This window comes from Nocardioides sp. GY 10113 (assembly GCF_004919105.1).
GTDB lineage: Bacteria > Actinomycetota > Actinomycetes > Propionibacteriales > Nocardioidaceae > Nocardioides.
In genome coordinates this window covers 249,651-262,123 of sequence record NZ_STGK01000003.1, presented here as the reverse complement: position 1 = coordinate 262,123, position 12,473 = coordinate 249,651, and the positions used below count along the sequence as shown (strand labels likewise).

12 protein-coding genes are annotated in these 12,473 nt (G+C 71.3%); 7 read left to right on the top strand and 5 right to left on the bottom strand.

All coding sequences use genetic code 11. The features are described from left to right. Nucleotides 1–133 precede the first annotated feature (133 nt). The 3 genes from E8D34_RS05625 (at nucleotide 134) to E8D34_RS05615 (ending at nucleotide 2,520) form a co-directional block, all read left to right on the top strand. Complete coding sequence (locus E8D34_RS05625) at nucleotides 134–712, top strand: sugar transferase (RefSeq protein ID WP_136593612.1); 579 nt, start codon at nucleotides 134–136, stop codon at nucleotides 710–712. After that, nucleotides 709–867 (top strand): sugar transferase, encoded by a 159-nt coding sequence (locus E8D34_RS05620; protein ID WP_136593611.1) that lies wholly within the window; start codon nucleotides 709–711, stop codon nucleotides 865–867. Before E8D34_RS05625 ends, E8D34_RS05620 begins: the two co-directional genes overlap by 4 nt. 204 nt (nucleotides 868–1,071) lie before the next feature. Then, on the top strand, nucleotides 1,072–2,520 hold the full coding sequence (locus E8D34_RS05615; RefSeq protein WP_136593610.1) for a sugar transferase: 1,449 nt from the start codon (nucleotides 1,072–1,074) through the stop codon (nucleotides 2,518–2,520). 18 nt (nucleotides 2,521–2,538) lie between these two features. On the opposite strand, the gene rfbA is transcribed toward E8D34_RS05615, so the two are convergent. After that, nucleotides 2,539–3,402 carry a glucose-1-phosphate thymidylyltransferase RfbA gene (gene rfbA / locus E8D34_RS05610; RefSeq protein WP_136593609.1) on the bottom strand — a complete coding sequence of 288 codons (864 nt, stop codon included), beginning with the start codon at nucleotides 3,400–3,402 and terminating at the stop codon, nucleotides 2,539–2,541. Nucleotides 3,403–3,471: 69 nt separating this feature from the next. Between rfbA and rfbB the strand changes: the two genes are divergently transcribed. Together rfbB and E8D34_RS05600 are read left to right on the top strand one after the other, a co-directional pair. Beyond that, nucleotides 3,472–4,470 (top strand): dTDP-glucose 4,6-dehydratase, encoded by a 999-nt coding sequence (gene rfbB, locus E8D34_RS05605; RefSeq protein ID WP_136593608.1) that lies wholly within the window; start codon nucleotides 3,472–3,474, stop codon nucleotides 4,468–4,470. A 2-nt stretch (nucleotides 4,471–4,472) separates the two neighbouring features. Beyond that, nucleotides 4,473–5,870 (top strand): bifunctional dTDP-4-dehydrorhamnose 3,5-epimerase family protein/NAD(P)-dependent oxidoreductase, encoded by a 1,398-nt coding sequence (locus tag E8D34_RS05600; RefSeq protein ID WP_136593607.1) that lies wholly within the window; start codon nucleotides 4,473–4,475, stop codon nucleotides 5,868–5,870. 77 nt (nucleotides 5,871–5,947) lie between these two features. Here E8D34_RS05600 and E8D34_RS05595 read toward each other — a convergent pair whose 3' ends face one another. The 3 genes from E8D34_RS05595 to E8D34_RS05585 all read right to left on the bottom strand — a co-directional run bounded on the left by E8D34_RS05595 (nucleotide 5,948) and on the right by E8D34_RS05585 (nucleotide 7,626). Beyond that, entirely contained in the window at nucleotides 5,948–6,235 is a 288-nt protein-coding gene (locus tag E8D34_RS05595) for a DUF2516 family protein (RefSeq protein ID WP_168929342.1), read from the bottom strand. 105 nt (nucleotides 6,236–6,340) lie between these two features. Next, entirely contained in the window at nucleotides 6,341–7,150 is an 810-nt protein-coding gene (locus E8D34_RS05590; RefSeq protein WP_136593605.1) for a hypothetical protein, read from the bottom strand. Nucleotides 7,151–7,155: 5 nt separating this feature from the next. Further along, complete coding sequence (locus E8D34_RS05585; RefSeq protein WP_136593604.1) at nucleotides 7,156–7,626, bottom strand: helix-turn-helix transcriptional regulator; 471 nt, start codon at nucleotides 7,624–7,626, stop codon at nucleotides 7,156–7,158. 122 nt (nucleotides 7,627–7,748) lie between these two features. On the opposite strand from E8D34_RS05585, the gene cysC reads away from it, so the two are divergent. Together cysC and E8D34_RS05575 are read left to right on the top strand one after the other, a co-directional pair. After that, a complete protein-coding gene (gene cysC, locus E8D34_RS05580; protein WP_240771124.1) occupies nucleotides 7,749–9,593 on the top strand; it encodes an adenylyl-sulfate kinase in 1,845 nt (614 codons plus the stop codon). Then, entirely contained in the window at nucleotides 9,590–10,576 is a 987-nt protein-coding gene (locus tag E8D34_RS05575; protein ID WP_136593602.1) for a sulfite exporter TauE/SafE family protein, read from the top strand. Before cysC ends, E8D34_RS05575 begins: the two co-directional genes overlap by 4 nt. Before the next feature lie 423 nt (nucleotides 10,577–10,999). On the opposite strand, the gene E8D34_RS05570 is transcribed toward E8D34_RS05575, so the two are convergent. Beyond that, the gene (locus tag E8D34_RS05570; protein ID WP_136593601.1) at nucleotides 11,000–12,313 is read right to left on the bottom strand and encodes a UDP-glucose/GDP-mannose dehydrogenase family protein; all 1,314 of its coding nucleotides are present in this window, start codon (nucleotides 12,311–12,313) and stop codon (nucleotides 11,000–11,002) included. Nucleotides 12,314–12,473 lie beyond the last annotated feature (160 nt).

The window sequence follows — 12,473 nt, the reverse complement described above, 5'->3', positions numbered from 1 at the left end:
GCCGGTGCTCGGCGGCCCGGCGACGTGGTGCGCCTGGCCGAGGCGGTCGAGGCGGTCGAGGCGGTCGAGGCAGTCGAGGCCGACGTCATCTTCGTGACCGGGGGGCTGCACCAGCGGCGAGGACCTGCGGCAGATGATCTGGGCCCTGGAGGAGAGGGGCGTCGGCGTCGTGGTGGCGCCGAGCATCACCGACATCGCGCAGGAGCGGGTCTCGATGCATCCGATCGACGGCCTCCCGCTGATCCACGTCGGCCACCCCACCTGGGCCGACGCCTCCCGCTGGGGCAAGCGCGCCTCCGACGTGATCGGCCCGCTGGCGCTGATCGGCGCAATCCCCCGTCTTCGCCTTCGTCGCGTCCCGGATCTGGCTCGACGACCGCGGCCCGATCCTGTTCAGCCACCGTCGGATCGGCCGGCACGGCCACGCGTTCGGGTGCTTCAAGTTCCGCACCATGGTCACCGACGCCGAGGCGATGGTGAGAGACCTGAAGGAGCAGACCGGCCAGAGCGCACTGCTGTTCAAGAAAGGACGACACCCCGGATCACCACGCCGGGCCGGTGGCTGCGCCGCTACTCCATCGACGAGCTGCCCCAGCTCTTCAACGTCCTGAAGGGCGACATGAGCCTGGTCGGCCCGCGCCCGCAGGTGCAGGCCGAGGTCGCCCTCTACGAGGGCGGCAGGGAGCACCGCCTCCTCGTCCGCCCGGCATGACCGGCCTGTGGCAGGTCGCCGGTCACAACGACCTCTCCGCCGACGAGGCCCGCCGCCTCGACCTCTTCTACGTCGACAACTGGTCGATGATGAAGGACCTGAAGATCCTCGGCCGCACCGTCGACGCGGTGTTCGGAGCCTCCGGCCCCTACTGAGGTCTAGACCAGGCGGTGGTTGATGTGCGAGCTTGCGGGCCTCGACGGAAGCCTCGAAGCCACTGGGTCGGATATTTAAGCCAGATCACATCGACTGACATCCCGAAAACTGAGTAATTCCTCTGTCAATGAGTGAGAGCATCCGGACCGGAGTTCGTGGGGAACTCGGGGACAGCAGGTAGCAGGGGGACGGCCTTGACGGCTATGTCGGAGCGCACGCGCCAGTTCACGGGCGCGGCGGGCAACACCGGACTTCGACTGCTCCCGGCCGCGCCCCTGATCAGCGACCTGGCGCTCCTGGCCGCCACCGCCGCGATCGCGACCTTCGGTCGGGGGTGGCTGGAGTTCCTGCCCAACCCTTACCAGGCGCCCCAGGTCCTCTCCCCCGCCGGCTACCTGGTGCTCTTCGGCTGGATCGCGGTCAGCGCGATCGTCGGCGCCTACGACCGGATGCTCCTGGGCAGCGGCACCGAGGAGTACCTGCGCGTCGCGCGGGCCGGACTGATCACGGCCGCCGCCGTCGGCATCGGCTGCTACCTCGTGAAGTACCAGCTCTCCCGCGGCTTCTTCCTGCTGACCTTCGCGGTCGGCATCCCGCTGCTCTGCCTGGGCCGCTTCGCCGTCCGCCGCGGCCTGCACGCGGTACGACGCCGGGGTCACCTGCAGGTGCGGGTGCTGATGGCCGGCTCGCCGGCTCAGATCGACGAGGTCAGCGGCGTGCTCACCGCCAAGCCGTGGCTGGGCTTCTCGGTGATCGGCGCCGTCGTGCCGACCGAGTACGCCGACCGCCCGGAGACCGGCACCGGCGTACCGATCATCGGCGACTCCGCCGACGCGGTGCTGATCGCCCAGGCGAGCGGGACCGACACTATCCTCTTCGCCGGCGGCACCACGTCGGGCCAGGAGCTGCGCGAGACGATCTGGGCGCTCGAGGAGCACGGCATCCACGTGGCGATCGTGCCCAGCGTCACCGACATCTCCCAGGAGCGGATCACGGTGCGCCCGATCGGCGGGCTGCCGGTGATCCACGTCGGCCACCCGACCTGGGCCGACGCCTCGCGACTCGGCAAGCGCGTGTTCGACCTGGTCGGCTCGCTGGCGCTGCTGCTCGCGTTCTCGCCGCTGCTGGCCTTCGTGGCGGCGCGGATCTGGATCGCGGACCGCGGCCCGGTGCTCTTCAGCCACCAGCGGATCGGCCGCGACGGCCAGCCGTTCGCCTGCTTCAAGTTCCGCACGATGGTCCCCGACGCCGAGGCGATGGTGAAGGACCTCCAGGAGCAGACCGGCCAGAGCGCGTTGCTGTTCAAGATGAAGGACGACCCCCGGATCACGAAGCCCGGCCGGTGGCTGCGCCGCTACTCGATCGACGAGATCCCCCAGCTGCTCAACGTGGTCCGCGGCGAGATGAGCCTGGTCGGCCCCCGGCCCCAGGTGCAGGCCGAGGTCGACCTCTACGAGCGCGGCATGGAGCGCCGCCTGCTGGTCCGGCCCGGCATGACCGGCCTGTGGCAGGTCTCGGGCCGCAACGACCTCTCCGCCGAGGAGGCCCGCCGCCTCGACCTCTTCTACGTCGACAACTGGTCGATGATGCAGGACCTCTCGATCCTGGCCCGCACGTTCCGCGCGGTCGTCGGCTCCTCCGGCGCCTACTGAGCGCCGGGGGCCGCCGCCTCACTCGTCGAGCAGCTCCAGCAGGTACCGCCCGTACCCGCTCTTGAGCAGCGGCTGCGCCAGCTCGACGAGCCGGTCGTCGTCGATGTAGCCCATCCGCCAGGCGATCTCCTCGGGCGCGCCGACCTTCATCCCCTGCCGCTTCTCCAGCGCGCGGACGAAGTTGCTGGCGTCGTTGAGGTCGTCGAACGTGCCGGTGTCGAGCCAGGCCGTGCCCCGGGGCAGGATGTCGACCTGGAGCCGGCCCTCCTCGAGGTAGGTGCGGTTCAGGTCGGTGATCTCCAGCTCCCCGCGCGCCGAGGGCTTGAGCGCCTTGGCCCGCTCGGTCACCTCGCCGTCGTAGAAGTAGAGGCCGGGCACCGCGTAGTGGCTCTTCGGCTTCTCCGGCTTCTCCTCCAGCGAGAGCGCCCGGCCGTCCGCGTCGAACTCGACCACGCCGTACGCCGTCGGGTCGGCCACCCGATACCCGAAGACCGCCGCCCCGTCGAGGTGCTCGAAGCGGCGCAGCTGGGTGCCCATGCCGGAGCCGTAGAAGATGTTGTCGCCGAGCACGAGGCCGGCCGGACCGCCCGCCAGGTGGGACTCGCCGATCACGAACGCCTGGGCCAGGCCGTCCGGCGAGGGCTGCACGGCGTAGGTGATCGCGATGCCGAACTGCGACCCGTCACCGAGCAGGCGCCGGAACTGCTCGGCCTCGTGCGGCGTGGTGATCACCAGCACCTCGTCGATCCCGGCCAGCATCAGCGTGGAGAGCGGGTAGTAGATCATCGGCTTGTCGTAGATCGGCATCAGCTGCTTGCTGATCGCGTGGGTGATCGGGTGCAGCCTGCTGCCCGTACCGCCGGCCAGGATGATCCCGCGCATGATGAATCCCACTTCCGCTTGCGTGACGTTGCTTGGTCGGGCACCCAGTGTCCCGCCTATCGTGTCCGGGTGCAGCGCATCCTCGTCACCGGCGGCGCCGGTTTCATCGGCTCGAACTTCGTCCACCACCTGGTCCACCACACGGACGCCCAGGTCACGGTACTGGACAAGATGACCTACGCCGCGAGCCGGGAGTCGCTCGCCGGCCTCCCGGAGAGCCGGGTCTCCCTGGTCGTCGGCGACATCGCCGACGCCGCGGTCGTGGACCCGCTGGTCGAGGCGCACGACGCGGTCGTGCACTACGCGGCGGAGTCGCACAACGACAACTCGCTCAGCGACCCCTCGCCGTTCATCCAGACCAACCTGATCGGCACCTTCACACTGCTGGAGGCGGTCCGCCGCACCGGCGCGCGCTTCCACCACGTCTCCACCGACGAGGTCTACGGCGACCTGGAGCTGGACGACCCGGCCAAGTTCACCGAGGCCACGCCGTACCGCCCGAGCAGCCCCTACTCGGCCTCCAAGGCCGGCTCGGACCACCTGGTCCGCGCGTGGGTGCGCTCCTTCGGCGTGCAGGCGACCATCTCGAACTGCTCCAACAACTACGGGCCCTGGCAGCACATCGAGAAGTTCATCCCCCGCCAGATCACCAACCTGCTCGCCGGCGGCCGGGTCAAGCTGTACGGCGCCGGCGCCAACGTGCGCGACTGGATCCACACCGAGGACCACTCCTCCGCGGTGCTGCGGATCCTGGAGGCGGGCCGGATCGGCGAGACCTACCTGATCGGCGCCGACGGGGAGAAGTCGAACCTCGAGGTCGTGAGGATGATCCTCGGCATCCTCGGCCACGCTGAGGACGACTTCGACCACGTCACCGACCGCGCGGGCCACGACCTGCGCTACGCGATCGACTCCACGAAGCTGCGCGAGGAGCTCGGCTGGACCCCGCAGTACGGCGACTTCGCCGACGGCCTGGCCCGGACCATCGACTGGTACCGGGAGAACGAGGCCTGGTGGCGCCCCGCCAAGGAGGCCGTCGAGTCGTCGTACGCCGCGAAGGGTCAGTGACCGTGGGGGCCGACGACCTGGCGGTGACGTCGACGCCGATCCCCGGCCTGCTGGTGGTCACCCTCCCGGTGCACCGCGATCACCGGGGCTGGTTCAAGGAGAACTGGCAGCGGGAGAAGATGGTCGCGCTCGGCCTGCCCGACTTCGGCCCGGTGCAGAACAACATGTCGTTCAACGCCCGGCGCGGCGCGACCCGCGGCATCCACACCGAGCCGTGGGACAAGTTCGTCTCGGTGGCCACCGGCCGCGTCTTCGCGGCCTGGGTCGACATGCGCGCCGGCGAGTCGTTCGGGGCGACGTTCAGCATCGAGCTCGGTCCGGAGACGGCCGTGTACGTACCGCGCGGGGTGGGCAACTCCTACCAGGCGCTGGAGGACGGCACCCTCTACTCCTACCTGGTCAACGACCACTGGCGCCCCGGCCTCGCCTACCCGGCCCTGCACCTGGCCGACGAGACCGCCGCGATCGACTGGCCGATCCCGCTGGACGCACCCGAGGTGGAGATCTCGGAGAAGGACCACCACAACCCGCGCCTGGACGAGGTCACCCCGGTGGCGCCGCGGCGCACCCTGATCCTCGGGGGCGGCGGCCAGCTGGGCCGCGCGCTCGCGGCGGCGTTCCCCGACGCCGAGGTCGCGGACCGGGCGACGCTCGACGTCGCCGACCCGGCGGCGCTGGCAGCCTGGCCGTGGGCGGAGTACGACACGATCCTCAACGCGGCCGCGCACACCGCGGTGGACGCCGCGGAGGAGCCCGAGGGGCGCCGGGCGGCCTGGGCCGCGAACGCGGCGGCGCCGGCGGCGCTGGCCCGGATCGCGGACGAGCACGGCCTGACGCTGGTCCACTACTCCACCGACTACGTCTTCGACGGGGAGCCGCGCGACGGCGGCCACGCCGAGGACGACCCGGTCGCGCCGCTGGGCGTCTACGGCCAGTCGAAGGCGGCCGGCGACCTCGCCGTCACCGGCGCCCGGCGCCACTACGTGCTGCGCACCTCGTGGGTGATCGGCGAGGGCGGCAACTTCGTGCGCACCATGCGCCGCCTGGCCGAGGGCGGGGTCTCCCCCACCGTGGTCGCCGACCAGGTCGGCCGCCTCACCTTCACCGCCGAGCTGGCCCGGGCCACGAAGCACCTGCTGGAGACCCGCCCGGCGTACGGCGTCTACAACGTGACCAACGGCGGCGCCCCGCAGTCCTGGGCGCAGATCGCGGCGCGGGTCTTCGAGCTGAGCGGCCGCTCGGCCGACGACGTGACCCCGGTGAGCACCGAGGAGTACGGCGCCGGCAGGTCGATGGCGCCGCGGCCCCGGTTCAGCGTGCTGAGCCTGGAGAAGATCACCGCGACGGGCTTCGAGCCCGTCGACGCCGGCGAGGCGCTGGAGGCCTACCTCGCGGAGTGACCGGGCCCCGGTGGTTGAGGTGCGACGAGCGCTAGCGAGGAGCCTCGAAACCACCAACCAGCGCGACCGCCGCGCCGCTACCGCCGCCGCAGACCGGCGAGCGCCGGCCGCACGTCGGCGAGGTAGACCAGCGCGACCACGGTCATCGCCAGGTTGACGATGGCGAGCGGGATCGGGATCACCGCCAGCACGACCGCGACGCCGAGCAGCAGGCACCAGGTCGTCTTGTTGAGCTTGCCGGCCGCGTCGTACGCCTCCCCCGGGTACAGCAGGGAGTTGGAGAAGGCGAAGATCTTGACGACGAGGAGGACGAACCAGACAGTCACGTCGACCCAGGGCTCGACGGGTCCGATCGTCGGAATCATCCCATTCATGGTGGCTCGATCCTATCGGGCGAAAAGCCTCGCGGCCCCCGGGGTCACCCAGGGGCCGCGAGGCTTTTTCCAGCGGTGCGCCAGTCGGCAGGAGCGTCAGGCGTCGCCGTCGATCGGCAGGGTCGGCTCGGCCGACGCCTTCTTCGCCGGGGCCTTCTTGGCGGGGGCCTTCTTCGCGGCGGCCTTCTTGGCCGGTGCGGCCTTCTTCGCCGGCGCCTTCTTGGCGGCCGTCTTCTTCACCGTCTTGGTGGCCTGGGCCTTCTCGGCCGGGGTGGGCTCGACGGCCTCGATCACCGGCTCGACGGCCTCCACGACCGCCTCCACCGCGTCCTCGGCGGCGGCCGCGGCACCGCCGCGGAACTTGACCACGAGCGCCTCGCCGCGCTTGGCGAGGTCGGCGTAGGCGGAGGTGGCGGTCGAGACGTTGTCGCCGTAGGCGGCCTTGACGGTGGCGACGCCCTCGTCGTAGCGACCCTTCACGGTGGCCACGCCCTCGTCGTACTGAGCCTTCGCCGTGGTCTGCACCTTGGTCGGCAGCGCCTTGGCCTCGGCCTGGAGCTCGGCGAACTTGGCCTCGATCTTGGCGCGGCGCTCGGCCAGCGTGGCGGTGGCCTTGCCCTGCACATCCTTGGCCACGTCCTTGGCCGCGGGCAGCTCGAAGTCCTTGACGGACTTCTGCGCGTCGGCGACGACGGTGGTCGCCTTGCCCTGGAGGCCGGCGACGTAGGCGACGACGGCCTGCAGCAGCAGGTCGGCGGCACCGACGTAGGCGTAGATCGGCTTGGCGGCCGCGGCGGGCACCTCGACGGTGGCGAGGTCGATCTTCGGCAGCTCCACCTTGGACAGGTCGACCTTCGTGAGGTCGATCTTGGGCAGCTCGAACTTCGGGAGGTCCAGCTTCGGCATTGTCATCACCCTTCTGTCGGGTTCTCGGTTGGTTCTGGGGCGACGAGGTCGGAGACCCGATCTGCGAGCTCGTCGGGTGGATGGGGAGCGTCGGTGCTCCCGGTGTCGGTCGGGTTCTCAGCGGCATTGAGCGCCAGGAACGAGGTGTAGACGTCGAGCAGCGACTGCTTCTGCCGCTCGGTGAGGTCGTCGTCGGCGAGGATCGCGATCTCGACGGCGCCGGCGGGAGCCTCGTCGGGGCTGAGGATGCCGGCGCGCACGTAGAGCTGGCCCGCGGAGATCCGCAGCGCCTTGGCGAGCTGGCCGAGCACCTCGGCGGACGGCTTGCGCAGCCCGCGCTCGATCTGGCTGAGGTAGGGGTTGGAGACGCCGGCGAGGTCGGCGAGCTGCCTCAAGGAGAGGCGGCTGGCGAGCCGCTGCTCCCTGAGATACTCACCGAGCGAGCCGACGGCCTGCCCGACCTTTCCCTTCACCATGCTTCCAGCCTGCTTGCATTTGCTTGCAATTGCAAGCGCTCGACCGGTGATCCGGTTCACACGGGGTGCCGAGGTCGTCGCGAAAGACGAGTGACTTGACTTTATTTGGCAAGATGCTGCCCGTGACCCCTCCCGCCACGCCGCAGCACTGCCCCACCCCCCGCGAGCTGGACGACCTGGAGCTCCTCTCCAGCGGCGCCCTCCCCGCGGCCGAGGGCTTCAACCGTCCGGGCAGCCCGGTCACCCTCGACCTCCCCGCGGAGCTGACCCAGGCGCTGGCCGAGGGCGGAGCCGTCGAGCTCGTCGACCCCGAGGGCCTGCCCCTGGCGACCGTCGCCGCGGACGGCGACGGCCTGGCGGTCACCCCGCTCACCCACGCCCAGTACGGGCCCTTCCGCCGCCTGTACCTCTCCCCCGCACAGACCCGCGAGGCGTACGCCGGCCGTACCGTCGTCGTGGTCACCGCGCCCCTCACCGACGCCCAGCGCGACCAGCTGGCCGCCGCCGGTCCGGTGCTGCTGCTGGCGCTGGTCGGCCGCGGCACCTCCTCACTGAGCGCCGTCGGGCTGCTGCGCGCGACCCTGGTCGCCACCGCCGGCCTGGACGCCGAGGTGGTCGCCGTACCGCTGGCCGACCACGGCGACCCCGCCGGTGACGCCGCGCTGCGCGCGCGGGTCGTGGCGGCGTACGCCGGGGAGGACGCGGTGCTGACCCTGGCCGCCGGCGGCAGCCTGGCGCCCGCGGTGGCCGAGGTGGTCGCCGCCGAGCAGCCGCCAAAGGCCGCGCAGGGCCTGGTCCTCTTCTTCACCGGCCTCTCCGGCAGCGGCAAGTCGACGCTGGCGCAGGCCCTGATGGACCGCCTGCTCGAGCGCGGCGGGCGGTCGCTGACCAGCCTCGACGGCGACGTGGTGCGCCGCAACCTGTCGGCCGGGCTCACCTTCTCGAAGGCCGACCGGGAGACCAACATCCGCCGGATCGGCTGGGTCGCCGCCGAGATCGCCCGCCACGGCGGGGTCGCGGTCTGCAGCCCGATCGCTCCGTTCGACGAGACCCGGCAGCAGGTCCGGGAGTACGTCGCGGACGCCGGCGGCGCCTTCTTCCTGGTGCACGTGGCCACCCCGTTGGAGGAGTGCGAGCGGCGCGACCGCAAGGGCCTCTACGCCAAGGCCCGGCGCGGGGAGATCCCCGAGTTCACCGGCATCTCCTCGCCGTACGAGGAGCCCGAGGACGCCGACGTGCGGGTGGACACCACCGGCCGCACCATCGACGAGGCGCTGGACGACGTCCTGGTCGCACTGAAGGAGTCGGGCTACCTCGACCTCACCGGCGACGACCTGGCCCCCGCCGCCCGCGTCCACCCGCCCTCGGCGATGGCGGCCGACCCGGTGGCCGAGGTGCGCAGCGAAGCGAGCCTCGAAACCACCACCCCCCTTCGGGTCCTCTTCGTCTGCACCGCCAACATCTGCCGCTCCCCCTACATGGACCTCAGCGCCCGCCAGCGCGCAGCCGGCTCGGGCATCGAGTTCGCCAGCGCCGGGACGCACGGCTTCGACGCGCACCCGGTGGACGCCACGATGGCCGGGGTCCTGCGCGACCGCGGCGTCGACGGCGCCGCGATCGAGGCGTTCCGCAGCCGCCCGCTGACCCGCGACCTGGTCGCGGCGGCGGACCTGGTGATCACCGCCGAGGCCAGCCACCGCCAGTTCGTGCTGGACGAGGTGCCCGGCGCGTTCCGCAAGACCTTCTCCCTGGGCCAGCTGGCGGCATCGCTGGAACGCGTGGAGGACGACCTGACCGGCCTCGACCTGGTGGCCGCGGTCGGGCAGCACCGGGCCACCGCCACCGAGGCGATGGACGTGAAGGACCCGTACCGCCGCGGCCGCGAGGCCGCCGACGCGGCAGCGGACCAGATCGACGGGCTGCTGGCCGCCGTGCTCCCCCGGCTCGCGACGGAGGTCCGGGCATGAACGAGATGCTCACGCTGACCGCACTGGCCATCGTCACGGCCGGCTTCGTGGTCGGCATCGTGGTCGGCCTGACCGGCATGGGCGGCGGCGCCCTGATGACGCCCGCGCTGATCTTCCTCGGCGTCGGCGGCGGCGAGGCGGCGACGGTGGTCACCGCCGACCTGACCGCGGCCGCGGTCTACAAGACCGGCGGCGCCGCCGTGCACGCCAAGCACGGCTCGCCGAACTTCAGGCTGGCCGGCTGGCTGATCGCGGGGTCGGTGCCGATGGCGTTCCTGGGGCCGTACATGGTGAAGACGCTGACCGACTCACCCGAGGACCTGGACCACGTGCTGAAGCTGGCGATCGGCTTCGCGCTGCTGTTCGCGGCGGCGACGTACGCCCTGCGCCTGTACGTCGGGCTGCGCCAGGTCCGTCGCGGCGGCTCGACCGGCGACCCGGATCCGAGGATCCGCCCGATCCCGACGCTGCTGGTCGGCATGCTCGGCGGCCTGCTGGTCGGCGTGACCAGCGTCGGGTCGGGCTCGGTGATCATGATCGCGCTGCTGATGCTCTACCCCGGCCTGTCGGCCGTGAAGCTGGTCGGCACCGACCTGGTGCAGGCGGTGCCGCTGGTGCTGGCCGCCGCGGTCGCCAACATCGCGATCCACGGGCTGGACTGGTCGATCGCGATCCCGCTGATCGTCGGCTCGGTGCCCGGCACCCTGCTGGGCAGCCGGATCGCCCCGCTCGTGCCGCAGTCCTACATCCGTCGCGGCATCGTGGTGGTGCTGACGATGTCCGGCGTCGCGCTGCTGGACAAGGCCGGCTGGGCGCCGCTGGGCAAGGAGGAGACCCACCCCGAGCTGGTCGGCCTGGTCGGCCTGGCGATGATCATCCTGGTGCCGCTGGTCTGGGGCCTGATCCGCAAGACCGAGGGGATGCCGATGTTCGGCGCCCCGACGGTCGCGGAGATCGAGAAGCAGTCAGCCGGCAAGGAGTAACCCGGCCCGCCGGCCCGGTCGTTGAGGTGCGAGCGAAGCCGAGCACTGCCGGTGGTTGAGGTGCGAGCGAAGCGAGCCTCGAAACCACCACCAACCAAACAGTCCTACCGGTGGTACCAGCTCGTGTGCGGGCAGGACGACCCGTGCTTCACCCGGCAGCGAATCCGTCGTCGCAAGCGTCGTGTGATCGTCATGCGCACGACGCTAGGGACGGGTTCGGACGTGTCGCCAGGGTCGCCGCGGGCATCTCCCCGCTATTGGGGCGTGGTCCTGACCTGCCTTTACTCAGCCGACACGTGTGAGCCGTACGCCGTTACCCCATCCGCGGCAAGTCCCCGGATGACAGGTGCTGGAGCGCCCGGTGGTTGAGGCGCGAGGCGCCCCAGCGCCGAGCCTCGAAACCACCACTACCCGCGACGGCGCCTACCGCCGCCCAAGCGCCCGGTAGGTCCACCCGGCAGCGCGCCACGCGACCGGGTCGAGGCAGTTGCGACCGTCCAACACGTTCGGCTCACGGACCTTCGACCGCAGCGCGGTCGGGTCGAGCCCGACGTACTCGGGCCACTCGGTGGCCACCAGGACCACCTCGGCGTCGGCCACCGCGTCCTCGACAGAGGCCGCGAACACGAGGTCCGGCCACTTCTTGGCCGCGTTGTCGATGGCCTGGGGGTCGCTGACGGTGACGTAGGCGCCCTGCAGCTGCATCTGCGCCGCGACCGACAGCGCCGGGGAGTCCCGGACGTCGTCGGAGTCGGGCTTGAACGCCGCGCCGAGCACCGCGATCTTGCGGCCGACGATGGAGCCACCGCACACCTCGCGGGCCAGGTCGACCATCCGCACCCGGCGGCGCATGTTGATCGAGTCGACCTCGCGCAGGAACGAGAGCGCTTGGTCCACGCCGAGCTCCCCGGCCCGGGCCATGAACGCGCGGATGTCCTTGGGCAGGCAGCCGCCGCCGAAGCCGAGGCCGGCGTTGAGGAAGCGGCGACCGATCCGGGCGTCGTGGCCGATCGCGTCGGCCAGCTGCGTCACGTCAGCGCCGGTGGCCTCGCACAGCTCGGCCATCGCGTTGATGAAGGAGATCTTGGTGGCCAGGAACGAGTTGGCGGCGACCTTGACCAGCTGGGCGGTGGCCAGGTCGGTCTCGATCTTCGGGGTGCCGTCCCCCAGTGCGCGAGCGTAGACCTCGTCGAGCACCGCGGCCGCGGCCCGACCCTGGTCGGTGTCGGCGACCCCGTACACGAACCGGTCGGGGCGCAGGGTGTCCTCGACGGCGAAGCCCTCGCGCAGGAACTCGGGGTTCCAGATCAGCTCGGCCTCGGGCTGCGCCTCGTGGACCAGCTCGGCGAGCTCCTCAGCAGTACCCACCGGCACGGTCGACTTGCCGACGACCACGTCGCCCGGCTTCAAGAAGGGCAGCAGGCCGGTCACGGCCGCCCGCACGTAACGCAGATCGGCGGCGTACTCGTTCTTCTTCTGCGGCGTGCCCACGCAGATGAAGTGGACCGTGGCCGACGCGGCGGACGCCGCGTCGATGCTGAACGAGAGCCGGCCGGTCGCCAGCGACGACTCCAGCAGCTCGGGCAGTCCCGGCTCGTGGAAGGGGGCCCGCCCCTGGCCGAGGAGCGCCACCTGCTCGGGCAACACGTCGATTCCCACCACCTCGTGTCCGAGGTGGGCCATGCAAGCCGCGTGCACCGCTCCGAGATACCCGCAACCGAAAACTGAGATCTGCATGTGCGGATCGTATGAGTCCCACGGGATCGACACGGCATTCTTCCGACGTCCGGAGAGTGAACGCCTTCACACCGCCAGACGTCGCGTCGGGATCGCTCCCACACGAACGCCCTCGCCACCGGCAGTCACGTGTAGCGTTTCGTGGCAACGACCACATTCC

What these genes read in the sequence shown, in the direction of transcription:
- E8D34_RS05615 (WP_136593610.1), top strand. Translation starts at nt 1,072, where the DNA reads ATGTCGGAGCGCACGCGCCAGTTCACGGGCGCGGCGGGCAACACCGGA.
- E8D34_RS05570 (WP_136593601.1), bottom strand. Translation starts at nt 12,313, where the DNA reads ATGCAGATCTCAGTTTTCGGTTGCGGGTATCTCGGAGCGGTGCACGCG.
- E8D34_RS05625 (WP_136593612.1), top strand. Translation starts at nt 134, where the DNA reads ATGATCTGGGCCCTGGAGGAGAGGGGCGTCGGCGTCGTGGTGGCGCCG.
- E8D34_RS05595 (WP_168929342.1), bottom strand. Translation starts at nt 6,235, where the DNA reads ATGATTCCGACGATCGGACCCGTCGAGCCCTGGGTCGACGTGACTGTC.
- E8D34_RS05575 (WP_136593602.1), top strand. Translation starts at nt 9,590, where the DNA reads ATGAACGAGATGCTCACGCTGACCGCACTGGCCATCGTCACGGCCGGC.
- E8D34_RS05620 (WP_136593611.1), top strand. Translation starts at nt 709, where the DNA reads ATGACCGGCCTGTGGCAGGTCGCCGGTCACAACGACCTCTCCGCCGAC.
- rfbA (WP_136593609.1), bottom strand. Translation starts at nt 3,402, where the DNA reads ATGCGCGGGATCATCCTGGCCGGCGGTACGGGCAGCAGGCTGCACCCG.
- E8D34_RS05590 (WP_136593605.1), bottom strand. Translation starts at nt 7,150, where the DNA reads ATGCCGAAGCTGGACCTCCCGAAGTTCGAGCTGCCCAAGATCGACCTC.
- E8D34_RS05585 (WP_136593604.1), bottom strand. Translation starts at nt 7,626, where the DNA reads ATGGTGAAGGGAAAGGTCGGGCAGGCCGTCGGCTCGCTCGGTGAGTAT.